General features: G+C 68.7%; 22 protein-coding genes and 4 tRNA genes. 8 read left to right on the forward strand and 18 right to left on the reverse strand.

Annotation, left to right across the window (positions count from 1 at the left end):
- Positions 1-4: 4 nt before the first annotated feature.
- The 14 genes from tuf to BM172_RS20705 form a co-directional block, all read right to left on the reverse strand.
- Positions 5-1,195: an elongation factor Tu gene (gene tuf, locus BM172_RS20640; RefSeq protein WP_026635830.1), complete on the reverse strand. Its 1,191-nt coding sequence runs from the start codon at positions 1,193-1,195 to the stop codon at positions 5-7.
- A gap of 69 nt (positions 1,196-1,264) precedes the next feature.
- Positions 1,265-1,340: transfer RNA gene (locus tag BM172_RS20645), tRNA-Thr, on the reverse strand.
- Positions 1,341-1,380: 40 nt separating this feature from the next.
- Positions 1,381-1,454: transfer RNA gene (locus BM172_RS20650), tRNA-Gly, on the reverse strand.
- Between the two features lie 16 nt (positions 1,455-1,470).
- Positions 1,471-1,556 (reverse strand) — tRNA-Tyr (locus tag BM172_RS20655).
- Between the two features lie 106 nt (positions 1,557-1,662).
- A complete protein-coding gene (locus BM172_RS20660; protein WP_026636680.1) occupies positions 1,663-2,151 on the reverse strand; it encodes an acyl-CoA thioesterase in 489 nt (162 codons plus the stop codon).
- A gap of 29 nt (positions 2,152-2,180) precedes the next feature.
- Positions 2,181-2,690 (reverse strand): GNAT family N-acetyltransferase, encoded by a 510-nt coding sequence (locus BM172_RS20665; protein ID WP_035324179.1) that lies wholly within the window; start codon positions 2,688-2,690, stop codon positions 2,181-2,183.
- 105 nt (positions 2,691-2,795) lie between these two features.
- Positions 2,796-3,887, reverse strand: coding sequence for a redox-regulated ATPase YchF (ychF, locus tag BM172_RS20670; RefSeq protein ID WP_026636682.1), 1,092 nt, complete (start codon positions 3,885-3,887; stop codon positions 2,796-2,798).
- 62 nt (positions 3,888-3,949) lie between these two features.
- The gene (gene pth / locus BM172_RS20675; protein WP_026636683.1) at positions 3,950-4,555 is read right to left on the reverse strand and encodes an aminoacyl-tRNA hydrolase; all 606 of its coding nucleotides are present in this window, start codon (positions 4,553-4,555) and stop codon (positions 3,950-3,952) included.
- A gap of 60 nt (positions 4,556-4,615) precedes the next feature.
- Positions 4,616-5,266 (reverse strand): 50S ribosomal protein L25/general stress protein Ctc, encoded by a 651-nt coding sequence (locus BM172_RS20680; RefSeq protein WP_026636684.1) that lies wholly within the window; start codon positions 5,264-5,266, stop codon positions 4,616-4,618.
- Positions 5,267-5,436: 170 nt separating this feature from the next.
- Positions 5,437-6,375, reverse strand: a complete 939-nt coding sequence (locus tag BM172_RS20685) for a ribose-phosphate diphosphokinase (protein WP_035324213.1) — start codon at positions 6,373-6,375, stop codon at positions 5,437-5,439.
- Between the two features lie 57 nt (positions 6,376-6,432).
- A tRNA-Gln gene (locus BM172_RS20690) sits at positions 6,433-6,509 on the reverse strand.
- A gap of 57 nt (positions 6,510-6,566) precedes the next feature.
- Positions 6,567-7,949: a 4-(cytidine 5'-diphospho)-2-C-methyl-D-erythritol kinase gene (gene ispE / locus BM172_RS20695; RefSeq protein ID WP_026636686.1), complete on the reverse strand. Its 1,383-nt coding sequence runs from the start codon at positions 7,947-7,949 to the stop codon at positions 6,567-6,569.
- Positions 7,950-8,008: 59 nt separating this feature from the next.
- A complete protein-coding gene (gene lolB / locus BM172_RS20700; protein WP_026636687.1) occupies positions 8,009-8,617 on the reverse strand; it encodes a lipoprotein insertase outer membrane protein LolB in 609 nt (202 codons plus the stop codon).
- Positions 8,614-10,350: a tetratricopeptide repeat protein gene (locus tag BM172_RS20705; RefSeq protein ID WP_026636688.1), complete on the reverse strand. Its 1,737-nt coding sequence runs from the start codon at positions 10,348-10,350 to the stop codon at positions 8,614-8,616. The genes lolB and BM172_RS20705 overlap by 4 nt, the downstream gene beginning before the upstream one ends.
- A 106-nt stretch (positions 10,351-10,456) precedes the next feature.
- On the opposite strand from BM172_RS20705, the gene hemA reads away from it, so the two are divergent.
- The 4 genes from hemA (at position 10,457) to ppk2 (ending at position 15,916) form a co-directional block, all read left to right on the forward strand.
- Entirely contained in the window at positions 10,457-11,731 is a 1,275-nt protein-coding gene (gene hemA, locus BM172_RS20710; RefSeq protein ID WP_026636689.1) for a glutamyl-tRNA reductase, read from the forward strand.
- 69 nt (positions 11,732-11,800) lie between these two features.
- The gene (gene prfA, locus BM172_RS20715; protein ID WP_026636690.1) at positions 11,801-12,874 is read left to right on the forward strand and encodes a peptide chain release factor 1; all 1,074 of its coding nucleotides are present in this window, start codon (positions 11,801-11,803) and stop codon (positions 12,872-12,874) included.
- A gap of 64 nt (positions 12,875-12,938) precedes the next feature.
- Entirely contained in the window at positions 12,939-15,041 is a 2,103-nt protein-coding gene (locus tag BM172_RS20720) for an O-linked N-acetylglucosamine transferase, SPINDLY family protein (RefSeq protein WP_051549121.1), read from the forward strand.
- A 92-nt stretch (positions 15,042-15,133) separates the two neighbouring features.
- The gene (ppk2, locus tag BM172_RS20725) at positions 15,134-15,916 is read left to right on the forward strand and encodes a polyphosphate kinase 2 (protein ID WP_026636691.1); all 783 of its coding nucleotides are present in this window, start codon (positions 15,134-15,136) and stop codon (positions 15,914-15,916) included.
- 14 nt (positions 15,917-15,930) lie between these two features.
- Here ppk2 and yccX read toward each other — a convergent pair whose 3' ends face one another.
- The 3 genes from yccX to BM172_RS20740 are packed head-to-tail and all read right to left on the reverse strand — an operon-like array spanning position 15,931 to position 17,955.
- Complete coding sequence (yccX, locus tag BM172_RS20730; protein ID WP_026636692.1) at positions 15,931-16,197, reverse strand: acylphosphatase; 267 nt, start codon at positions 16,195-16,197, stop codon at positions 15,931-15,933.
- Positions 16,198-16,201: 4 nt separating this feature from the next.
- Positions 16,202-16,696, reverse strand: a complete 495-nt coding sequence (locus tag BM172_RS20735) for a TlpA family protein disulfide reductase (RefSeq protein WP_051549123.1) — start codon at positions 16,694-16,696, stop codon at positions 16,202-16,204.
- On the reverse strand, positions 16,693-17,955 hold the full coding sequence (locus BM172_RS20740) for a YihY family inner membrane protein (protein ID WP_026636693.1): 1,263 nt from the start codon (positions 17,953-17,955) through the stop codon (positions 16,693-16,695). The genes BM172_RS20735 and BM172_RS20740 overlap by 4 nt, the downstream gene beginning before the upstream one ends.
- Before the next feature lie 99 nt (positions 17,956-18,054).
- On the opposite strand from BM172_RS20740, the gene wrbA reads away from it, so the two are divergent.
- From wrbA to BM172_RS20760, 4 genes are all read left to right on the forward strand, one after another.
- Complete coding sequence (gene wrbA / locus BM172_RS20745; protein WP_026636694.1) at positions 18,055-18,657, forward strand: NAD(P)H:quinone oxidoreductase; 603 nt, start codon at positions 18,055-18,057, stop codon at positions 18,655-18,657.
- A complete protein-coding gene (locus BM172_RS20750) occupies positions 18,654-19,007 on the forward strand; it encodes a DUF2069 domain-containing protein (protein ID WP_026636695.1) in 354 nt (117 codons plus the stop codon). The genes wrbA and BM172_RS20750 overlap by 4 nt, the downstream gene beginning before the upstream one ends.
- 70 nt (positions 19,008-19,077) lie before the next feature.
- Positions 19,078-20,718, forward strand: a complete 1,641-nt coding sequence (locus BM172_RS20755; RefSeq protein WP_026636696.1) for an acyl-CoA dehydrogenase family protein — start codon at positions 19,078-19,080, stop codon at positions 20,716-20,718.
- A 116-nt stretch (positions 20,719-20,834) separates the two neighbouring features.
- Positions 20,835-21,320 (forward strand): asparaginase domain-containing protein, encoded by a 486-nt coding sequence (locus BM172_RS20760; RefSeq protein WP_026636697.1) that lies wholly within the window; start codon positions 20,835-20,837, stop codon positions 21,318-21,320.
- Positions 21,321-21,460: 140 nt separating this feature from the next.
- Here BM172_RS20760 and BM172_RS20765 read toward each other — a convergent pair whose 3' ends face one another.
- A complete protein-coding gene (locus tag BM172_RS20765; RefSeq protein WP_081805317.1) occupies positions 21,461-24,088 on the reverse strand; it encodes a protease pro-enzyme activation domain-containing protein in 2,628 nt (875 codons plus the stop codon).
- Positions 24,089-24,430 lie beyond the last annotated feature (342 nt).

A 24,430-nucleotide genomic window follows, 5' to 3' on the forward strand; every position in this document is an offset into this window, starting at 1 on the left:
CTACTTACTTGGTGATCTTGGCGACGACGCCGGCGCCGACGGTGCGGCCGCCTTCGCGGATCGCGAAGCGCAGGCCGTCCGTCATCGCGATCGGCGCGATCAGGGTCACCTTCATCTTCACGTTGTCGCCCGGCATCACCATCTCCACGCCTTCCGGCAGCTCGATCGCGCCGGTCACGTCGGTGGTGCGGAAGTAGAACTGCGGGCGGTAGCCCTTGAAGAACGGCGTGTGACGGCCACCCTCGTCCTTCGACAGCACGTACACCTCGGCCTCGAAGTCCGTGTGCGGCGTGATCGAACCGGGCTTGGCCAGCACCTGGCCGCGCTCCACGTCGTCACGCTTCGTGCCGCGCAGCAGCAGACCCACGTTGTCGCCCGCCTGGCCCTGGTCCAGCAGCTTGCGGAACATTTCCACGCCGGTCACCGTCGTCTTGGTGGTCGGGCGGATACCGACAATCTCGATTTCCTCGCCCACCTTGATGATGCCCGTCTCGATACGACCGGTCACCACCGTGCCGCGACCCGAGATCGAGAACACGTCTTCCACCGGCATCAGGAACGGCTTGTCCAGCGTACGCACCGGCTCCGGAATGTACGTGTCCAGCGCTTCCACCAGCTTGATGATCGCCGGCACGCCGATGTCCGACTGGTCGCCTTCCAGCGCCGCACGCGCCGAACCCACGATGATCGGGGTGTCGTCGCCCGGGAACTCGTACTTCGACAGCAGCTCGCGCACTTCCATCTCGACCAGCTCGAGCAGCTCCTTGTCGTCCACCATGTCCGCCTTGTTCAGGAAGACCACGATGTACGGCACGCCCACCTGGCGCGACAGCAGGATGTGCTCGCGCGTCTGCGGCATCGGGCCATCCGCGGCCGAGCACACCAGGATCGCGCCGTCCATCTGCGCCGCACCCGTGATCATGTTCTTCACGTAGTCGGCGTGGCCCGGGCAGTCCACGTGCGCGTAGTGGCGCGTCGGCGATTCGTATTCCACGTGCGCCGTCGAAATCGTGATGCCGCGTGCCTTCTCTTCCGGCGCCGCGTCGATCGCGTCATACGCCTTGAACTCGCCGCCGAAACGCTCGGCACCCACCTTCGTCAGCGCCGCCGTCAGCGTCGTCTTGCCGTGGTCCACGTGACCGATCGTGCCGACGTTGACGTGCGGCTTGGTGCGTTCGAACTTACCCTTTGCCATGCGCGCTAAACCCCGATGGAGTCAGATAACGAAAAAGAAGGAAGGCGATAACCGCGAAGACCAACTAAGTGGTGCTCATGACTGGAATCGAACCAGCGACCTCTTCCTTACCAAGGAAGTGCTCTACCGACTGAGCTACATGAGCACGAAAACTGCCAGACCGAATTCTATTGGAGCAGGATCAATGGAGCGGGAGACGGGAATCGAACCCGCACCATCAGCTTGGAAGGCTGAGGTTCTACCGTTGAACTACTCCCGCCTACGCGGAACTCGTCTGGTGGAGGAAGGTGGATTCGAACCACCGAAGGCGTAAGCCAGCAGATTTACAGTCTGCCCCCGTTGGCCGCTTGGGTATTCCTCCAACAAAGAACGGCTATTGTGTGGATCGGGCCGGGCTCTGTCAACACCCGACGACGCAAAAAATCCCTGCGCAATGCCTGCGAATGATCGCTTGCGCGCGGCCGTGCTCAGCCGTCCGCAAGCGCCTTCGCGTCGATCAGCTGCTCCATCTCCTTGGACAGGTCCATCAGGCGTTTTGCCTGCGCCTGCAGTTGCCGTTCCGCCTCGTCGCGCGGCTCCCAGACCGGCACCGGCGTGGGCTTGCCTTCGGGGCTGTCGAGCGCGACGAACACCATCACGCAGCTGGTCGCCAGGCGGTGCTCGTCCTTGCGCAGATCGCGCGCCAGCACGTCCACCGCCATGTGCATGCTGGAGCGGCCCGTGTGGATCAGCCGCGCACGCACGGTCACCAGGTCGCCGATCAGGATCGGCGCCACGAACTGGATGCCGCTCACCGATGCGGTGACGCAATACGCCCCGCTCCATGCCACCGCGCAGGCGTAGCCGGCCTGGTCGATCCATTTCATCGCCATGCCGCCGTGCACCTTGCCGCCGAAATTGACGTCGGTCGGCTGGGCGAGGAAACGGAAACTGACTTCGTGCTGCGTGCCCGACATGGAGGCTCCGGCTGGTGAAAGGGCGCCTATTATGCCGCCGGCCCGCGCGTCCCGGCGCGGCGCAAGGTAAGCGCCATCGGGGTGCTGACCACGCCCTTCGGCGAGCGCCCTTCCGGCCCGGTCGGCACGAAGCCCAGATGCCGGTAGACCGGCACGGCGCAGCGCGAGGCATTCAGGGTGAAGCGGCGGGTGCCGGCGCGCCGGATGGCGTCGCGCATGGTCCGCCGCCACAGCTTTCCGGCGATGCCGCGGCCCTGGTAGCGCGTGCCGACGAACAGCTGCACCAGGTGGCTGTCGTCGCGCATCCCCGCCACGCCGACCAGCACGGGACCGAGGAAGGCCAGGTGAAAACGCTGCCCGGCCAGCATCCGCTCGCGGAAGCCGCGGGCGCTGAAACGCGCCAGCATCGCCCGCCCTACCCGCCGGGGTTGATCCGGCACCACCCAGCGACGCGCCACCCGGCGCACCAGCAGGCCGATCGCCCGGGCATCTTCAGGGCGACCCAGGCGCATGCGCAGCGAACCGGTTTTCGCGGACATTCCGACCTCCCGGGCGACCCGCACAGTCTGGCAGCGTCCGCCCCGCAACGAAAAAGCGGCGGACACCGCGAGGTGCCGCCGCCTTCGATGCTCAAGCGATAAACGTCAGACGTTGAACAGGAAGTGCAGCACGTCGCCGTCCTTCACCACGTAGTCTTTGCCTTCCTTGCGCAGGCGGCCCGCCGAGGCGGCGCCGGCCTCGCCCTTGAACTGGATGAAATCGTCGTACGACACCGTCTCGGCGCGGATGAAGCCGCGCTCGAAATCGGTATGGATCACGCCGGCCGCCTGCGGGGCGGTGAAGCCGCGCTTGATCGTCCAGGCGCGCACTTCCTTCACGCCGGCGGTGAAATAGGTCTGCAGGTTGAGCAGCTTGTAGCCGGCGCGGATCACGCGATTGAGGCCCGGCTCGTCCAGGCCCAGGTCCTTGAGGAACTCGTCGCGGTCGGCGTCTTCCAGCTGGGACATTTCTTCTTCGATCGCCGCGCACACCGGCACCACCTCGGCGCCCTCCACGGCGGCGCGGGCACGCACGGCGTCGAGGTGCGGGTTGTTCTCGAAACCGTCCTCGCGCACGTTGGCGATGTACATCAGCGGCTTCAGCGTGAGCAGGAACAGGTCGCGCACCAGCGCCTTCTCTTCCTCGTCCAGGCCCAGGCTGCGCGCCACCTTGCCCTCGTTGAGGCCGGCGGCCAGCTTCTGCAGCACCGGCTTCCTGGCGATGGCCTCCTTGTCGTTGGCCTTGGCCGCGCGCTCGGCGCGGTTCAGCGCCTTCTCGACCGAATCCAGGTCGGCCAGCGCCAGCTCGGTGTCGATGGTTTCGATGTCGGCGATCGGATCGACCTTGCCCGCCACGTGCACGATGTCGCTGTGCTCGAAGCAGCGCACCACGTGCGCGATGGCGTCCACCTCGCGGATGTGCGCCAGGAACTTGTTGCCCAGGCCCTCGCCCTTGGAGGCGCCGGCGACCAGGCCCGCGATGTCGACGAATTCGACCGCGGTGGGGATCACCTTCTGCGGATTGACGATGTCCGACAGCGCCTGCAGGCGCGCATCCGGCACCGACACCACGCCGACGTTCGGCTCGATGGTGCAGAACGGGAAGTTGGCGGCGGCGATGCCGGCCTTGGTCAGCGCGTTGAACAGGGTGGACTTGCCGACGTTAGGCAAGCCGACGATGCCGCATTTGATGCCCATGGGTAGATCCGGGAATAGGGAATGGAGAATGGGGAATAGTAGAACCGGCCCAGGCGAATCGCTCAGCGATTCCCCATTCCCGATTCCCTATTCCCTGGTGTGTGCAACTGCTGCATCGCCTTGTCGAACTGCCCGGAAACGGCCAGCGGCAGCACGTCCAGCGCGCGCGCGATGCCGTCCAGGATGGCGTCCTCGTCCCTGGCGGACGGACGGCCCAGCACCCAGGGCGTGACCTTGTCCTTGTGGCCCGGATGGCCGATGCCGATGCGCAGGCGATGGAACTTGGCGTGGCCGAGGTGGGCGATGGTGTCGCGCAGGCCGTTCTGGCCGCCGTGGCCGCCGTCGAACTTCAGGCGCACCGTGCCGGCGTCCAGGTCCAGCTCGTCGTGCGCGAGCAGGCACTGGGCCGGCTCGATCTTGTAGTAGCGCAGCGCCGAAGCCACGGCGAGGCCGCTCTTGTTCATGAAAGTGGCCGGCTTGAGCAGCCATACCGGCTCGCCGCCGATGCGGACCTTGCAGGTCTCGCCGTGCAGCTTGCCGTCGAAGCCCCAGCGCTCGCCCTGCCCCGCCGCAAGGGCGTCCACAAACCAGAACCCGGCGTTATGCCGGGTTCGGAGATATTCGGCACCGGGATTGCCCAGTCCGACGATGAGGCGCAGACCCGCCATGGATAGCCGGCAAGCACGCGGCGTCCGCCCGCGCCGGGAAGGCGCGGGCGGACGTGCGACTTACTTCTTGGCGTCCTTGCTGGCGTCGGCCGGAGCGGCTTCGCCCTCGGCCGGGGCCTCTTCGACTTCTTCCTTCACCGTGTTGGCGGTGACCACGGCGATGTCGTGGTCGGCACCCTGGTGCAGGGCCGGCACGTCGACGCCCTTCGGCAACTTCACCTGCGACAGATGGATGATGTCGCCCGGCTTGAGGTCCGACAGGTCGAGTTCGATGAACTCCGGCAGGTCCTTCGGCAGGCAGGACACTTCCACTTCGGTCAGGTTGTGCGAGATCACCACGCCGGAGGTCTTGCCGGCCGGGGACTTCTCCTGGTTCAGGAAGTGCAGCGGCACGTTGACGCGAACGGCTTCGTTCTCGTTGATGCGCAGGAAGTCCATGTGCAGCATCTGCTGCTTGAACGGATGCTTCTGCCAGTCGCGCACCAGCACCTTCTGCACCTTGCCGTCGATGTTCAGGTCGAGCACCGAGGAGAAGAACCACTCGTTCTTGGCGGCAAGCAGGATGGTGTTGTGGAAGATCTGGATGCTTTCCGGGGGCTGGCCCGCACCGTAGACGACGGCCGGCACGAACTCCGCACGACGCAGGCGGCGGCTCGCACCTTTCCCCTCGTCCTTGCGGCTCTCGGCCTTGATTTCATGAATCTGTGCCATGTTGGCGATTCCTACTTCAGGTTGTGATCCGCCTCGCGGCGGCTGGGGTGACTCCCTCGCGACCAAGGGAGTCGGAAACTTTTTGAGTGAACAGGGAATAGAGAATAGGGAATCGAGGGTGCGCTCTGGCTTTTCCGATTCCCTATTTCCTATTCCCGATTCCCTTCCAATCAATCCACGTAGAGCGAGCTGACCGATTCGCCGAACGCGATGCGGCGGATCGTCTCCGCCAGCAGTTCGGCCACCGACAGCTGGCGGATCTTGGCGCAGGCCTGGGCTTCCGGGCGCAGCGGCAAGGTGTTGGTCACCACCAGCTGGTCGAGCTGGGAGTTCTCGATGTTGCTGATCGCGGCGCCGGACAGCACCGGATGCACGCAGTACGCCACCACCTTGCGGGCGCCGCGCTCCTTCAGCGCCGCGGCGGCCGCGCACAGGGTGCCGGCGGTGTCGACGATGTCGTCGACCAGCACGCAGGTCTTGCCGTCGACATCGCCGATGATGTTCATCACCGTGGCCACGTTCGCCTTCGGGCGGCGCTTGTCGATGATCGCCAGGTCCGCGTCGTCCAGCCGCTTGGCCAGCGCGCGGGCGCGCACCACGCCGCCGACGTCCGGGCTCACCACGATCAGGTTGTCCATCGAGTGGTTGCGCCAGATGTCCGCCAGCAGCAGCGGCGAGGCATAGACGTTGTCCACCGGGATGTCGAAGAAGCCCTGGATCTGGTCCGCGTGCAGGTCCACCGTAAGCACACGGTCCACGCCGACGGTGCCGATCATCTTGGCCACCATCTTGGCGGTGATCGGCACGCGCGCCGAGCGCGGGCGGCGATCCTGGCGGGCATAGCCGAAGTACGGCATCACCGCGGTCACGCTGGCCGCCGAGGCGCGCTTGAGCGCGTCCACCAGGGTCAGCAGCTCGAACAGGTTCTCCGCGCTGGGCGCGCCCGTCGGCTGGATCACGAACACTTCCTGCCGGCGGACGTTCTCCTCGATCTCGATCTGCGTCTCGCCGTCGCTGAAGCGGCCGACCAGCGCCTTGCCGAGCGGCACGCCCAGCCGCGTGGCGACATCCTCGGCCAGGGCGCGGTGCGCATTGCCGGTGAAGAGCATCGGGGTGGACGTGTCCACGGTCATTGCGGTGAGCCTTTGGCCATCTCGATTTCGAAGTGGCTGGGGCGGCAGGATTCGAACCTGCGCATGCGGGAATCAAAATCCCGTGCCTTAACCAGCTTGGCGACGCCCCAGTGAATTTTTTTGGCTCCGGCCCGCCTCGCGGCGCGCCGGAGCTTGATGCTTGCGGCTCAGGCGGCGCCGCGATGGCGCGCCAGGGCCTCCTGCAACGGGGAACGCTCCACGCCGACGGCCACATGGGCCGAGCATGAGGGCGGGCATTTCTCGGCGACGAATTCCGCCCGTTCCTGCGACTTGGTCTCGAGGAACACGCAACCGCCACTGCCGGAGAGCCTCGCCCGACCGAACTCGTTCAGCCAGCCCAGCGCCGCGGCCACCCGGGGATGGCGCGCGCGTACGACCGGCTCGAAGACGTTTTCGGCTGTTTCGCCCGAAGCAAAGGATGAAATTGTGGCTGGCGGAGCATTTCGTGTCAATTCAGACGCTTGAAAAAGCTCGGCGGTGGGCACCTGTTCGCGCGGATCGACCACCACGTACCAGCGCTGCGGCAGCACGATCGGCTGCAGCCGGTCGCCCACCCCCTCGGCCCAGGCCGAGCGCCCGCGCACGAAGACCGGCACGTCGGCGCCGAGCTGGCGCCCCAGCCCGGCCAGTTCGTCCTCGGACAGGCCGGCGCCCCACAGATGATTGAGCGCGACCAGCACCGTGGCCGCGTCCGAACTGCCGCCGCCCAGCCCCCCGCCGATGGGGATGCGCTTCTCCACCTCGATCTCCACCCCGGCGCCGGCCGGCGCATGCGGCTGCAGCAGGCGCGCGGCGCGGACCGCCAGGTCCTGTTCTTCCGGCACGCCGGGGACCTCGGTGAGGCGCCGCACCACGCCATCGAGGCGCGGCCGCAGCCGCACCTCGTCGCCCCAGTCCAGCAGGCGGAACACCGTCTGCAGCTCGTGGTAGCCGTCGGGACGGCGCCCGGTGATGCGCAGGAACAGGTTCAGCTTGGCCGGCGCGGGCCAGACGGTCCAACCCTCCGGCCCCGGCGGCTCCAGCGTGCGGCTCATGAACACGCGCAGGTCGTCGGGGAAGCCGTTTTCGAGGTCCCGCTCGCGCGCGAACGCGAAGGCCGGGTCGCGCTTGTCGACCTCGACGAAGCCATGCTTGGCGTAGAACGGCGCATTCCATGGCACATCGGCCAGGGTGCCCAGGGTGATCTGCCGATAACCCGCGGCGCGGGCCCAGGCGCAGGCATGCTCCAGCAAGGCCGCGCCGATGCCTTTGCCGCCCCAGTCCGGCAGTACGTCGATCTCGGCCAGGCCGATGCCGGCCTCGTCCTCGGTATCCAGCCAGACGAAGCCGACCGGCTCGCCCGTCGCATCGCTGACCGCGACCCACACCAGGCCGCGCTCGGTCGCCAGCCGCAGCAGCTCCGGCGGCATGGTCACGGGGGCGTAGAAACGCCAGGCGCGATGGCCGCGGAACAGCTCCATGGCGTCGCGTTCGATGGCGCACAGCGCCTCTACCTGCGCTGGCACGGCGCGCTGAATGCTGTAGCTCATGTCGATTCCGACTGACGGCGCCTGGCCGCGGGGGCGCCAAGCCTACCCGCGGTGCGGCCTTACTGGAACGTCCAGGAGTCGATCGACAGCCGTACCCGGTACGGCGGCTTCTCCGCGAACACCTTCTTCGGCACCGGCGGCTGGCGGGTGGCGTCCCATTCGCGGTAGTCCACGTTCCAGCCATCCTGCTGCAGCAGCGACGGCAGGCGGTCGGTGCCGAAGCTGAGCTCGGCCGGGCCGCCGTCGGCGCGCAGGCCGAGCACCCAGGCGCGCAGGTCGCGCAGCGGCACGTCCCAGCCCAGCGCCTTGAGCATCAGCGACTCGGCATCCGGCCCGCGCAGGGGGCCGCCGTCGACACCTTCCAGCAGCGCACCGTCGGGGCCGCCGCTGAGGCGGAAGCTCTTGCCGACCACCGGCGAGCGCACGGTGAACTCGTAGCGCTCGCCGTCCTGCGACCAGTTCAGCGTGCCGCTGCCGCCGTCCTTGCCGTCGGAAATGCCCAGCTTGCCCTGCAGCACCCAATGGTCGGTGCCGGCCAGGACCCGCTCGCGCGCCTCCTGCTCGTTGAGCAGGGCGGCGTCGCCCTTCACGCGGACGGCGGGCGCCGGTGCGCAGGCGGCCAGCAGCAGCGGCAGCGCCGCCGCCGTGATGCGCAGGAAAGTCCTCATGGATTCAATCGCTTCAGCGTGTCGTGGAGGGTGCTGCTCTTGGGATCGATGCGGCGCACTTCATCGAACACGTGCTGCGCGTCCGACTGCCGCCCCTGCTTCCACAGCACTTCGCCCAGGTGCACGCCGACATCGGCGTCCTTGCGCGCCTGCCAGGCGGCGCGCAGGGTCTGCTCGGCCTGGTCCAGGTGGCCCAGGCGGTACTGCAGCCAGCCCCAGGAATCGGCGATGGCCGGGTCGTTCGGCTTGGCCGCGCGGGCGGTCTGGATCAGTTTCTCCGCCTCGGGCAGGTCGCGGTCGGCGTCGGCCAGGGTGTAGCCCAGCGCATTGGTGGCGTCGATGTCGTCGGGCTTGAGCTGCAGCAGGCGGCGGAAATCGGCCACCGCCTTGTCGGTCTGCCCCGTCTCGGCATAGGCCAGGCCGCGGCCGTAGAGCAGTTCCGGATCGTCCGGCACCACCTGCAGGGCACGGCTGAAGGCCGCCTCGGCCATGGGGAATTTCTGCTCGGCCATGTACAGGCTGGCGTCTACTTCGTAGGCGCGGCGCAGCTGCGCCGGCTGGTCGAGGTAGTCGGTCTGCATCTGGGTCAGCAGTGCGTGCGATTCGCCGATGCGCGCCATCTTGTGCAGCAGGATGGCGCTGCGCAGGTCGGCCTCGAAGGCGTGCTCGTCCTCGTCCGGCACCTGGCTGTACCAGTCCAGCGCCTCGTCGTTCTTGTCCAGCATCTCGGCCAGGGTGCCGAGCAGGAAGCCGTTGCCGTCGCGCACGTCGTGCGGCGCGCGCTGCAGCTGGGCGTAGATCCGCGCGATCGCCTTGGTGTCGCTGGCGCGCGCGGCCAGGGTGGCGCGCAGCGCGTAGGTCTCGGTGTTCTGCGGGCCGCTGTCGAGCACCTTGGCGGCCTGGGCATAGTCGCCGTTCTGCCCCAGCAGGGTGGCGTAGGCCAGGCGCAGGCTGGCGTTCTTCGGTTCGCGGCCCAGCGCCTTCTGGAACATGGCCTGCGCGCCGGCGCGGTCGCCGTTGCGGTATTTGAGCTGCGCCGACCAGGCATAGGTCTCCGCGCTGTTGAAGCGCTTGATCGCGGCATCGGCCAGCTGCTGCGCATAGGCGTGCCGGCCGAGCTTGTCGCCCAGCTCGCTCATCGCCAGCCAGGCCTGCGGATCGGCCGGCAGCCGCTGCGGCGTGGCCAGCGACTCCAGCAGGCGCGCCGCCACGGCGCTGTCGCGGCTGGTCAGCAGGACGCGGCCGAAGCGGCGCCAGGCGTCCGGGTCGCCGGTGGCGATCAACTTGTCGAGCTGGCGATTGGCCTCGTCGGTGTCGCCGCGGTCCAGCGCCAGCTGGGCGCGGACCATGGCCAGTTCGGCGGGCTTGGCGCCGAGTTCCTGCCAGCGCTCGATGGCGCGGCCGGCCAGCGCGGTGTCGTGGGTGGCCGTGGCCAGCTCGGTGGCCTGCTGGGCGACGCGCGGGTCGTTGCTCAGCGCCATCGCCTTGGCATAGGCCTCGGTGGCGGCCTTGAGGTCGGTCCGCACGATCGCCATCTCGCCGGCCAGCAACTGGGCCATCAGGTCGTGATCGGTATCCGGGGTGACCACCGCCAGGTGGTCCAGCGGTTGCCGGGAGGCCGGCCGGGAAGCCTGCTGGCCCGGTGCCGTGGCGCATCCGGCCAGGACCGCCAGGCCGATGGCGCAGATCGCAAAATGCCGCAGTTGCTTGAACTTGGCCCACCTGCTCAGCACACTATTCTCCGTTATCCATCATTACAGCCGTCGCCGCCTCGGGAACGGCCGGTACCGCAGCCTAGTTTACGCCGCGGATGCCCGCCGCTCCCAAACGATCCTCACCATGCCGCTGATCGCCCTCGGGCTCAATCACCTCACCGCGCCGGTCCAGTTGCGCGAGCAAGTGGCGTTCGATGAAGCGAACGCCGGCCCTGCATTGCAGGAGCTGAGCCGCGAGCCCGGCGTGGAAGAGGCGATGATCCTCTCCACCTGCAACCGCACCGAGCTTTACGTCAGCGTCGCCGCCGGCGCCGAAGGCGTGCCGGAGGCATGGCTGGGCCGGCACCATCAGCTGACTCCCGGCAAGCTCGACGAGTTCCTCTACCGCCACGACGAAGATGCCGCCGTGCGTCACATGTTCCGCGTGGCGACCGGCCTCGACTCGATGGTGCTGGGCGAGCCGCAGATCCTCGGCCAGGTGAAGGACGCGTACCAGGTCGCCCGCGACGCGCAGACCCTGCGCGCGCCGATGGACCGCCTGCTGCAGCACACCTTCGCGGTGGCCAAGCGCGTGCGCACCGACACCCGCATCGGCGCGCATACCGTGTCGGTGGCGTTCACCGCGGTGCGCCTGGCCGAGCAGGCCTTCACCGACCTCAAGCAGGCCTGCGTGCTGCTGATCGGCGCCGGCGACACCATCGAGCTGGCCGCGCGGCACCTGGCCGACAAGCAGGTGCGCCGCCTGATCGTAGCCAACCGCACGCTGGAGAACGCGCAGGAACTGGCCAGCCGCCACGGCGGCTACGCCATCGGCCTGCACGACCTGCCGCAGCACCTGGCCGAAGCCGACATCGTGATTTCCTCCACCGCCGCGCGCACGCCGATCGTCACCCGGCCGATGGTGGAGAAGGCCATCGGCGTGCGCCGCCGCAAGCCGATGTTCATGGTGGACATCGCCGTGCCGCGCGACATCGAGCCGGCCGTGGGCGAACTGGAAGACGTCTTCCTCTACGGCATCGACGACCTGCGCCAGGTGATCGACGACAATCGCCGCTCGCGCGAGGCCGCCGCCCGCGAGGCGGACGCCATCATCGACCTGCAGGTGGAGCGTTACATGGCCTGGCGCCGCGCGCTCACCCTGCGCAACCCGGCGGTGGACATGCGCCAGCATGCCGAAGCGCATCGCGACGAAGTGCTGGAGAAGGCGCGCGCCATGCTCGCCCGCGGCAAGTCGGCCGACGAGGCGCTGGCCTTCCTCGCCAACACGCTCACCAACAAGCTGCTGCATCATCCCAGCGCCCGCCTGCGCGAAGCCGCGCTGGCCGGCGACATGGAACTGCTGCACGCGGCCGGACGCCTGTACGGGCTGGACGAAAAGGAACCGGACGGCGAAGCCTAGCGGGCCTGCACCGCACGCTCCCGCCATGGCCTGCACGGCCGCGTCCCCTCCCTTCTCCCTGCCCGCACCATGACGCCATCCATCCGCCGCAAACTCGAATCGCTCGCCGAACGCCACGAAGAAGTCAGCCTGCTGCTGGCCCAGCCGGAGGTGCTTGCCGACGGCCAGCGCTTCCGCGAGCTGTCGCGCGAATACGCCCAGCTGGAACCGGTGGTCGCCGCGCTGCGCGAACACGACCAGGCCCGGCGCGACCTCGACGCATCGCGCCAGATGCTGGCCGATCCGGACATGCGCGATCTGGCCGCCGACGATGTCGCCCGCCTCGAGTCGCGCCTGGCCGAACTGGACGGCGAACTGCAGGTCCTGCTGCTGCCGAAGGATCCGCGCGACGAAGCCAACCTGTTCCTGGAAGTGCGTGCCGGCGCCGGCGGCGACGAGGCGGCGATCTTCGCCGGCGACGTGTTCCGCATGTACGCGCGCTACGCCGAGCGCCAGGGCTGGCGCGTGGAAATCCTCAACGAGCACGCCGGCGAGCACGGCGGCTACAAGGAAATCGTTGCGCGCATCGAGGGCCAGGGTGTGTTCTCGCGCCTGAAGTTCGAATCCGGCGTGCACTGCGTAAAGCGCGTGCCGGCCACCGAATCGCAGGGCCGCGTGCATACCTCCACCGCCACGGTGGCGGTGCTGCCGGAGATGGACGACATCGAGGACATCCCGATCGCGCCGGCCGACCTGAAGGTCGACACCTTCCGCGCCTCCGGCGCCGGCGGCCAGCACGTCAACAAGACCGACTCGGCGATCCGCATCACCCACCTGCCCAGCGGCATCGTGGTCGAGTGCCAGGACGAGCGCAGCCAGCACAAGAACCGCGCCCGCGCGATGAGCCTGCTGAAAGCGCGCCTGCTCGACGAAGCCCAGTCCAAGCAGACCGCCGAGCAGGCCCAGTCGCGCCGCCTGCAGGTCGGCAGCGGCGACCGCAGCCAGCGCATCCGCACCTACCGCTACAAGGACAATCTGGTCACCGACCACCGCATCGGCCTGGACCTGTACCGCCTGCCCGAGATCATGCAGGGCGACCTGGACGAACTGGTCGGCGCCCTGTTGCGCGAGCACCAGGCGGACCAGCTCAAGGCGCTGGCCTGAGCCTGCTTACGGTGTCACGCACCCGGCGATTGGCACTGCTGGCCGCCTGCGTTAGCGTGCGCGGATGAAGCAGGCTTCACGATCCGAACTCCTCGCCCTACACCACCAGCTGGCCCGTCTGCTCGACCGCGATGACGCGGCCGGGGCGCAGGCGCTCGCGGCGCGCGCGCGCGCCGAATCGCCGCAGGACGTCGAGCTCGCCCGCCTGCATGGCCTGGCCCTGCTCCAGCTCGGCCGCCTCGCCGAGGCGCGTGCAGCGCTGGAGGCGGCCGCCGCGCTCGCCCCCGACAGCGTCGAAGTGCAGTGCAATCTGGCCGGCGTGCAGCTGGAGGAAGGCGATGCGGAGGGCGCGATCGCGCGCCTGCGCGCCGCCCTGCGCCAGCAGCCCGGCCATGCGGCGATCCTGCTGGCGCTGGGCAATGCGCTGATGGCCATCGGGCGCTTCGCGCAGGCGCGCGAGTCCTATGCCATGGCCACGCACGGCGCGCCCCAGCATGCGGGCCTGCGCCTCAATCTCGCCGCGGCGGAACTCGAACTGGGCAACCTCGAACAGGCGGCCCGGCACGCGGACGAAGGCCTGCACCTGGCGCCCGACTACGACGGCGCCTACGCCCTGCGCGCCCGCGTGCTGCATGCGCTGGGCCGCATCCCCGAGGCCGCCGAGGCCTGGCTGCAGGCCGAGCGCCGCGCGCCGGAACAACCGCTGTATCCGTTCCACGCCGGCCTGCTGCTGGACGATGCCGGCAACCTGCCCGCCGCCGCCGAAGCTTTCGAACGCGCGCTGCGCCTGGACGCCGCCTCCGGCGCCGCGCTGGCCATGCTGGTCTTCGCCAGGCGCCGCCTGTGCGACTGGCGCGGCCTCGATGAACTGAGCGAACGCCTGCACCGCGCCGTCGCCGAGGGACGCGACGGCGTCATGCCATTCGCTTTTCTCGCCGAGGACGCCAGCGCCGCCGAGCAGCGCCGTTGCGCCACCACCTTCGCCGCCGGCGTGGAAAAACTCGCGGCCGGCTGGCGCGACACGCTCGGCTTCGCGCCGACGCCGCGCACCGCGATCGAGCCGCTGCGCGTGGGCTTCGTCTCCAACGGCTTCGGCGAGCGGCCGATCGGCCAGCTGCTGGCGGGCGTGCTGGAAAAGCTCGGCGACGAGCGCCTGCAGGTGCACGTGTTCTGCCTGGCGCCGGACGACGGCGGCCCGGTGCGGCGGCGGCTGGCCGCCGCGACCACCGTGCACGAGGCCGCCGGCCTGGCGCCGATGGAGGTGGCGCGCCGCGTGCATGAAGCCGGCATCGAAGTGCTGTTCGACCTGCGCAGCTACGGCGGCGGCGCCAACAGCGACCTGTTCGAATTCCGCCCCGCGCCGGTGCAGGTCAACTGGCTGGCCTATCCGGCCACCGCCGGCGCGGCCTGGACCGACTATGTGCTGGCCGATGCCGTCGCCTTGCCGGCGCCGCTGCGCGAAGGCTTCAGCGAGAAGATCGTGCGCCTGTCGCGCTGCGCGCTGCCGTTCGACGACAGCGTGGCGTTCAACGCGCCGCCATCGCGCGCCGCCTGCGGCCTGCCCGAGCACGGCACGGTGTTCGCCAGCTTCAACGGCCACCACAAGCTCAACCCGCACAGCTTCGCGCGCTTCATGCTGATCCTGCAGCAGGTGCCGGACAGCGTGCTGTGGCTGCTGTCCGGCAACGACGGCGCCGACGACCGCCTGCGCCAGGCCGCGCAGCTGATGGAAGTGGATCCGGCGCGCCTGGTCTTCATGCCTCGCCTGCCGCAGGCCGAACACCTGGGCCGGCTGCTGCATGCCGACCTGTTCCTGGACACGCTGCCCTGCAACGCGCAGTCCACCGCGATCGACGCACTGTGGGCCGGCTGTCCCGTGCTGACCTGGATCGGCCGCACCCTGGCCGGGCGCCAGGGCGCCAGCCTGCTGTTCCACGCCGGGCTGCCGGAGCTGGTGGCGGACGACGAGGACTCGTTCGTCTCCATGGCCGTGCACCTGGGCAACGACCGCGCGGCGCTGGACACCCTGCGCCGCCATCTGCGCGAAACCTGCACGGACAATCCGGTATTCGACACCGCGGGCTTCGCCGCCGACCTGCGCCGCGCGATCCAGGCCATGGGCGCGCGCCATCGCATCGGGCGGCCGCCGATCGACCTGGATCTTTGACGGCGCCGACGTGGCGACATCCAGGCGCCTCGCATCGTTGGCGTTCGCCTGCGGCTCACCCCGACCTACGCCCTGATCTGCTGGAGACCGACATGAGCAAGAAGGACAAAGGCTACGGCAAGACCATGGAGAAACTGCAGCTCGAGCTGACCGGCCTGCATCGCTGGCTCAAGCGCAGCGGCCATCGCGTGGTGGTGGTGTTCGAAGGGCGCGACGCGGCCGGCAAGGGCGGCACCATCAAGGCGATCACCGAATCGATGGATACGCGCGGCTACCACATCGCCGCGTTGGGCAAGCCCACCGAGACCGAAGCCGCGCAATGGTACTTCCAGCGCTACGTCGCGCACCTGCCGGCGGCCGGCGAGATCGTGCTGTTCGACCGCAGCTGGTACAACCGCGCGGTGGTCGAGCCGGCCATGGGCTTCTGCACCGAGCAGCAGCGCGAGGACTTCCTGCACGCCGTGCCGCACTTCGAGAAGCTGCTCGCCGATGACGGCATCATCCTGGTCAAATATTGGCTGGCGGTGGACCAGAAGAAGCAGGAAGAACGCTTCGCCGAACGCGCCGAGGATCCGCTCAAGCGCTGGAAGCTGTCGCCGGTCGACCTGGCCTCGCGCGAGAAGTACGCACAGATGGGCCGCCTGCGCGACGAAATGATCGAGCGCACCAACCGCCCGTATGCGCCGTGGTTCGTGGTCGACTACAACGACCAGAAGCGTGGTCGCATCAACCTGATCCGCCACCTGCTCGAGCACATCCCGCGCAAGGAAACGGAGATTCCCGAAGTGAAGCTGCCCAGGCTCAAGGGCAAACCGCGGCGCGAGCACGTCACCGACAAGGCGCAGTGGGTGCCCGACAGTTTCGCGGACGAATGAGCCGGCACGGGCGCTCAGCCCGTGCGGAAATCCTCCGGTGCCTCGCCGTCCCATTCGCTGCGTGCGACCTGGTCCACGCGCGCCGCCGGCGGCCCCTTGCGCAGCCATTGTTCCAGCGCGTCGATGGCGGAGGCGTTGCCGCAGGCGAGTACTTCGACGCCGCCGCCGGGCAGGTTCCTGGCGTAGCCGGTCAGCCCCCGCGCCATGGCCTGCTCGCGGGTGCTGGCGCGAAAGCACACGCCCTGCACCCTGCCGCTCACCTGGAACAAGGCCGCGGCCATCGCCTTACTTCCCCGCCTTGCCCAGGCCGATCGCTTCGCCCAGCGAGGCCTCGGTGACCGGACCGACGAAGCGCTTGGCCACCTTGCCGTCCGGACCGATCAGCCAGGTGGTGGGCAGGCCGCGCGGCTCATCGAAATCCTTCGGCGGCTGGTCCAGGGTGACCTGGGCGATCGGATAGCTCACCGGATGCTTGGCCAGGAAGGCCTGGATATCGGCCTTGTCGGTGTCCTCGTAGGCCAGGCCGATCGCGGCGACCTTGTCCTTGTGCGCGGCGACGAAGCGCGAGATGTCCGGCATCTCCTTGATGCACGGCACGCACCAGGTGGCCCAGTAGTTGACGATCACGTACTTGCCGCGCTGCTGCGCGAGATCGTACGGCTTGCCGTCGAGCGTGTTGATCTTCAAGGTCGGCTGCGCGGGCATGGCGGCCTGCGCGGCGGGCACACCGCCGGCCAGGGCCGCGGCGAGGACGATGGCGGTAGCTTTCAACCGATTCATGCAACCACTTCCTTCGGAGTTTCTTGCGAGGGCGGAAAGACCTGGTCGAGCTTGGCGTCCAGGGTCTCCCGCAGTGTCTTCGCCGTGGAGCACAGCAGTTGCAGCAGCTCGTCCGGCAGCTGGATGCCGAGCGATTGCGCCTCGCCGGCCGGATCCAGCGGCAGACGATACCCCGCGAACTGGTACACGCGCAGCAGGTCGGTGGCGTCGAGGCTGCGGCTGAGCAGCCAGCCGCCGGCCTCGCTGCGCTGGATCAGGTCCGCGCGCTGCAGGTCCTCGAAGAAGGCGGCGACCGAGCCGCTGCGCAGGTACGGCTCCTGCAGCCGCACGATCGCCGGATCCACGCTGTAGCCCTTGCGCTGCGCATCGACGAAGTAGCGCAGCACCACCATCAGGCCGAGGAACTCCGAGCCTTCCGGCAGGCATTCGGTCGGCAGCTGGTACTCATAGGCCGAGATCGAGGCGGCGATCGAGGCGCCGAGGATCACGATGATCCACGACAGGTAGATCCACAGCAGGAAGATCGGCAGCGCCGCCAGCGCGGCGCCGTAGATCTGCTGGTAGGTCTGCGCGTGGTGCACGAACAGCGCGAAGCCCCAGCGCGCCAGCTCGAACAGCAGCGCGCCGAGCACCGCGCCGATCGCCGCGTGCCGCAGCGAGACGCGCCGGTTCGGCACCACCACGTAGAGCAGCCACAGCGTCACGAAGGTCACCACGAACGGCAGCGCGTTCAGCAGGTAGGTGCCGAAGTTGAAGCTGGCCGCGCTCTTGATCAGCGGCAGCGCGGTCACATAGGAACTGGCGGCCAGCCCGCCCACCACCAGGATCGGCCCCAGCGTCAGCGCGGCCCAGTACAGCAGCAGGCGCGAACCCCAGCCGCGCGGCTGGTGCACGCGCCAGATGCGGTTGAGGCGGTCCTCGATGCTGACCATCATCGAGATCGCGCTGAACAGCATCACGATCACGCTGATGCCGGTGAGCTTGCTGGCGTTGTCGGCGAAGGCCAGCAGCGCGCTCTTCACCGTCTCGGCCGCGGCCGGCACCATGTTGAAGACGAAGTTGATCAGCGTATTGCGCCATTCGGCGAATACCGGGAACGCGGAGAACATCGCCAGCACCGCCACCACCAGGGGCACCAGCGAGACCAGCGTGGTGTAGGAGAGCGCGCCCGCGGTCTCGAAGCACTTGTCGTCGATGAAGCGCTGCCACAGGAAGCGGCTGAAGCTGGTGGTGCGGTCGCGGTCGAAGCGCCAGGCCATGCGGGTCCTCGTCGGCTGCATGAGCGGAACATGGGCGGGATGGAACGCTACACTAACCGATCGACAGCGAACGCCCCAAGCCGCGGGCACAAGGCATCCATGAGCCGAGACATCCTGGTCCTGTACTACAGCCGCACCGGCCATACGGCGCGCCTGGCGCGGCTGGTCGCGCGCGGGGTGGAGGAAGTGCCCGGCATGCAGGCGCGCCTGCGCCAGGTGCCGCCGGTGGCGCCGGTGACCGAAATCGCGCAGCCGCCGGAGCCGGAAGAAGGCGCGCCCTACGCCACCCGCCAGGATCTGCTCGATTGCGCGGCCCTGGCCCTGGGCAGCCCCACCCGCTTCGGCAACATGGCCGCGCCGCTCAAATACTTCCTCGACAACACCGGCGCGGAGTGGGCCAGCGGCGCGCTGGCCGGCAAGCCCGCCGCAGTGTTCACCTCCACCAGCACCATGCACGGTGGGCAGGAATCGACCCTGCTGAGCATGGCGTTGCCGTTGCTGCACCACGGCATGCTGCTGGTCGGCGTGCCGTATACCGAGCCCGCACTGACCGCCACACGCAGCGGCGGCACGCCCTACGGCGCCAGTCATGTGTCAGGCCCGCAGGGCGACAACGCGATCAGCGAGCACGAGCGCGAACTGGCGCGCGCGCTGGGCCGGCGCCTGGCCGATGTCGCGCGCCGGTTGGCTGCGGGCGCATGAGCTTCAAGGGCATTCCCACCGCTTATCGCGTCGGCCTGCTCGCCTGGGCCGCGCTCGCGCTGCTGCAGCTGGCCTGGCACGGCTGGCTGTTTCCCGCGCAGCTGATGCCGGTGTGGCTGGTGCTGCTGATCACCGTGCTGCCGCTGCTGCTGCCGCTGTTCGCGCTGCGCCGCGATGTGCGCCGCGCGCTGCTGTGGGTGGGCATCCTGGCCTTGTTCTATTTCTGCCACGGCATCGCCGAGGGCTGGAGTTCGTCCAGCGAGCGCTGGCTGGCGCTGGTGGAGATCGTGCTGACGCTGCTGCTGATCGGCGCGCTCGGTGCCGGCGTGCAGCGCAAGCCGGCGCGCTGAGCGGCTCCACAGAGGACGAACACACCCAGGCCTATACTCCCGAGGCATTCTCAAGCCCAGGGAGGGCCGCATGGGATTCCTGCAAGAAGCGCCGCAGCTGGCGCATCCGTACCGCGACGACCGCCTGCTGGTCGACCTGCTCGACCGCGTGCTGCCGGCCGGGCGCCGCGCCGCCATCGACGCGGACCTCGACGCCCTCGGCGACTACGCACGCCTGGCCTGGCGCCGCGTCTGCACTACCACGCGGCGCAAGCCGGTGCTGACCCAGTGGGACGCCTGGGGCCGCCGCGTCGACCGCATCGAGCTGACTCCGGCGTGGCAGGAAGGTCCGCTGCTGACCACGCGCCACGCCGTGCTTGCCGCGGGTCACGAGGCGCATCCGGAAGCGCGCGTGGAGGAGTTCGCCCGTGTCTACCTGTATCACCTGGCCAGCGAGTTCTATACCTGCCCGCTGGCGATGACCGACGGCGCCGCCACGGCGCTGAAGGCCTCCGGCAACGCCACGCTGATCGAACGCGCGCTGCCGCATTTCCTCAGCCGCGATCCGGCGAATTTCTGGCTCAGCGGCCAGTGGATGACCGAGAACGCCGGCGGCTCCGACGTCGGCAACACCGAGACCGTCGCCCGCCGCGACGTGGACGGCCAGTGGCGCCTGTACGGGCGCAAGTGGTTCAGCTCGGCGGTGGTCGGCGAGGCCGCGCTGGCGCTGGCCCGCCCCGAGGGCGCGGGCGTCGGGCCCGGCGCGCTGGCGCTGTTCTACGTGGAGACGATGGACGACGGGCAGCGCAAGCCCGAGCTGGTCATCGACCGCCTGAAGGACAAGCTCGGCACCCACGAACTGCCCACCGCCGAAATCCACCTCGAAGGCCTGCCGGCCTGGCCGGTGGGCGAGCTGGAACACGGCGTGCGCCAGGTGGCGCCGATGCTCAACGTCACCCGCAGCTGGAACGCGATCTGCGCCGTCGCCAGCATGTCGCGCGCGCTGCAGCTGGCGCGCGACTACGCACGCCGCCGCCAGGCCTTCGGTCGCACGCTGGCGGAGCAGCCGCTGCACGCGCAGACGCTGGCCGGCATGCAGGCGGAATTCGAGGCGGCCTTCGCGCTGAGCTTCGAAGTGGCGCACCTGCTCGGCCGCACCGAACAGCACGCCGCCACGCCGCAGGAAGCCGCGCTGCTGCGCCTGCTTACGCCGCTGGCCAAGCTGTGGACCGGCAAGCTGGCGATCAAGCTCTGTTCCGAGGCGCTGGAATGCTTCGGCGGCGCCGGCTACATCGAGGACACCGGCCTGCCGCAGCTGCTGCGCGACGCACAGGTCTACGCGATCTGGGAAGGCACCACGAACGTACTTTCGCTGGACGCGCTGCGCGCGCTGGCCGGCAAGGCGCCCGGCGCGCTGCGCGAATGCATCGGCCACTGGCTGGCCGACAGCGACGACATGCACGCGACCAGCGCCGTGCAGCACACGCTGGATGCGGCGATGCGCTGGCTCGACGCCCGTGGCGGCCAACGCGATGAACTGGAAGCCGGCGCGCGCGGCCTGGCGATCACCCTGGCCCGCTGCGCCGCCGCGGCCCTGCTGGCGCGGCAGGCGGCCTGGGCCCGGCGCCAGCGCGGCGATCAGCGGCCGGGGGCGGCGCTGCGACGCTTCGTGAGCCACGGCCTGGACCGACTGGATACGCTGGACGCAGCCGACACCGCCCTGCTGGCGTAGGTTGGGTGAGCCGCAGGCGAACCCCAACGCCGCGGTGACCGGACGGGCCTGTTGGGGTTCGCCTGCGGCTCACCCCAACCTACACTAATGCCCTTCCTCCACCACGGCCTTTCCCCATGCAGCACCTGACCATCGTCACCACCGGCGGCACCATCGACAAGATCTATTTCGACGACAAGTCGGACTACAAGATCGGCGCGCCGCAGATCGGCGAGATCCTCGGCCAGCTCGGCGTCGCCTTCCAGTTCGACGTGATCCCGATCCTGCGCAAGGACAGCCTGCACATGGGCGCCGAGGACCGCGTGCTGGTGCGCTCGACCATCGAGGCGCAGCCGCATCGCCACGTGCTGGTGACGCACGGCACCGACACCATGGTGGAGACCGCGCGCGAACTGGCCAGCATCAAGGGCAAGGTGATCGTGCTGACCGGCGCGCTCAATCCCGCGCGCTTCCAGGGCTCGGATGCGGTGTTCAACATCGGCTGCGCGGTCGGCGCGGTGCAGACGCTGCCGGACGGCGTGTACATCGCCATGAACGGGCGCATCTGGGATCCGACCAAGGTGCGCAAGAACCGGGATGCCAATCGGTTCGAAGAGGCATAAGCGCTGGCGTAGGTTGGGGTGAGCCGAAGGCAAACCCCAACGGTGCGACAACACAGGCGCTTGTTGGGGTTCGCCTCCGGCTCACCCCAACCTACATGGAAAGCAACGGGCCCGGTCGATGACCGGGCCCGTTTCATTTCTCATTGCACGTTGAGGTTCACATCGTCCAGCACGAACGAGGTCTGCTGCGAGCTGTCCTCGGTGCCCGTGAACTTGATGGTCACGGTCTGGCCGATATACGCGCTCAGGTCGAACGTCTTCAGCGCATAACCCGAAGCCTTGTTGAGGTTCGAGTAGGTGGCCAGCGTCTTCAGCACGGTGCCGCTGCTGTTGAGCACCTGCACGTTGAGCTTGTCGTACGCGGTCGAGGTGGTGGTCTCGGCCGTGTCGATGTGCAGGTAGAACGTCAGCGAAGCGGAGGTCTTGCCGGCCGGGATCGCCACGCTCTGCGAGACGGTGTCGGTATGGCTGCTGCCATAGCCGTCCAACCAGGTGAACCAGGTGCCGCCATGCGCGGTCTGGCCGCTGCAGCTGGAGTTGCTGCACAGCGCGCCGGAGCTGATCGACCACGGCGAGGCCGTGCCGGTCTCGAAGCCCGGGTTGCCGAGCAGCTGGGTCGCACCGCCGCCACCGCTGGACACCGTGACCGACGAACTCTTGGCGCTGGTCTTGCCGCTGGTGCCGTCGGTCACCGTCTCGGTGACGGTGTAGGTGCCGGCCGCCGCGTAGGTGTGGCTCGGGCTGGTCGCGGTCGAGGTGCCGCCGTCGCCGAAGGTCCACGCATGCGACGAGATGGTGCCGCCGCTGTCGGTGGAGCTGTCGGTGAAGTTGGCGGTCAGGCCGCTGGTGGTGAAGCTGAAGTTGGCCGTGGGCGTGCCGCCGGTGCTGCCGCCGGAGACCCAGTTCGCCGCCGCGAAGGCATTGACCTTGGAGATGTCCAGGCTGCCGAAGCCGGTGGTGTAGTCCCAGCCGGCGGCGGCGTTGTAGCCGTGGCCGCTATAGCCGTTGTTGCCCGAGGTCACGTCATGCAGCAGCTCGGGATGGTTCGGGAAGTCGCCGTAGAACTTCGAGGTCGGGAACGGCAGCGCATTGCCGTTGTTCGACTGCAGGCGCGCCCACACGCCGACGAAGATCGGCGAAGCCAGGCTGGTGCCGCCGATGGCGTAGGTGCCGCCCTGGTAGACGATCTGCGCGCCGCTGGACTGCGCCGCGTCGAACGCCACGTCGGGCAGCACGCGCTTGGTCACCGAGGAACCCAGTGCCGCGGTCTGCCAGCTCGGCGCGGTCTCGAACGAGCTGACGCCGCCGCCGGTGGCCCACAGGCGCTTGCGCGTATCGGTGGAGCTGACCGTGGCCAGGCCTTCGTTCCACACCGTCTCGCCGGCCCAGGTGGTGCCATTGGTCGACAGCGTGGTGCCGCCCACCGCGACCACGTACGGCGACGCCGCCGGCTCGCTCACCGAGTACGCGGTGAGATCCGCCGTGACGGTGCCCGACGAGTTGGTCAGCACGCCGCCCTGCGACTCGTACACGCCTTCGTCGCCGGAGGAGATCGAGAAAGTCTGGCCCTGCGCGACGGCCTGCTGGAACACGTTGTCGTCGGCCTGCTGGGTGCCGGCGTTGTGCGCGGCGGTCTCGTCTTCGCCCAGCGATACGTTGACCACCTTGGCCACGTTGTCGGTCACCGCCTTGTTGTAGGCGGCGGTGATGCCGGCGTCGGTGAGCGAGGCGTTGTTGGTGCCGTTGGCCGCGGTGTAGAAGATCAGCTTCTGCACGCCGCCGGTGGTGCCGACGATGGTCTGGCTGTCCAGGTTCCACTCGCCGTCGCCGTCGGTGTCGTCCCACAGCGCGGCCGTGCCCACTTTCACCGTCTGCACGTTGGTGGTCGGCAGGCCGGCATTGCTGGTGAAGGTGTTGAGGTCGTTGATGGTGGTGGTGGTGGCGCCCCAGGTGACGATGCCGACCGTGGTGTTGGTCGCCGCCGGCACGCTGCCGACGTCGTAGATCGCCGGGAAGTCCTTCGGGTTGTGGCTGGCGACGGTGGCCGTGGTCGCGTTCGGATGGATCTCGGCCGGGGTCAGCTGCTTCAGCACGTGGTGCATGGTGTGCTTCACGCTGACGTCCTGCAGGCCCAGCACCGCATCGACGGTGTCGGCGAGCGACGCCGGCACCTGCACTTCGCCGTCGTTGGCCACGCGCTGGCGGCCGCGGAACTGGAAGGTCTTCATGGTGGTGCGGAACGCGGCCTGCACGTGGCCGGCATTGCCGTCGGCCTCGACCAGCAGGTTGTTCGGCGACACGGTGACATTGTCGAAGCCGGCAGCGCGCAGATGCGCCACCACCGCCTGCACCTGCTGCTCGGTCGGCGCGTAGGCCGCCTTGAACTGCGCCGGCGTCAGGTACTTGCCGTAGTGCGCGCTGCCCGGCGTGGCCAGCTCATGCAGGAACTGCTGCAGCTGGTCGGCGTTGCGCAGCTTCAGGCTGACCGCGACGTGCAGCGGCTTGCTCTGCTCCAGCGGGGTGACCAGGGCGTTGTCCACGGTCGGATTGCCGCGCATGCGAATGGTCCACTGCGCGCCCGTGTTGGCGGTGGACAGGGTGGAAACGCCGGCGCCGGACTTTTCGATCGCCGGATGGGTCTTGGTGCCGACCCAGTTGTCGGCGGCCTGCGCCGAACCGGCCAGCATCGCCATCGAGACGGCGGCCGGCAGAAGAGCCTTGCGGTACAGCTTGTTGGTGATGCCCCACGAATATTTCTGACTGCTCATTCCATGACTCCCCAGACTTTTTTCAGGCACGAACGAACCCGATGCGGCCGTTCGGCCCCATGATGGAAATGCCGCGCTTGGGTGCGGCGCCTTTGGTGTGTGTTTGCCCAGCGATCCAGAGTGAACGTGCGGCTGACTGTCCCCTGGTCATTCCATGACCCAGACCTGCCGACGTTTTTGTGCGTTGTGAGCGGCCCGCCTCCCCCGAGGTACCGCCCATGCGTCATCCGTCAACCATCCCGGCTGAGGATTCATTGACGCTAAGGGGCCACGCACGACTTCGTCAATGCATGCGAAAACCGCTGGAAATGAGTGGTTTTCGGCACTTCGCCCGCAGCAACT

This window comes from Dyella marensis, from assembly GCF_900112865.1.
Taxonomy (GTDB): domain Bacteria; phylum Pseudomonadota; class Gammaproteobacteria; order Xanthomonadales; family Rhodanobacteraceae; genus Dyella_D; species Dyella_D marensis_A.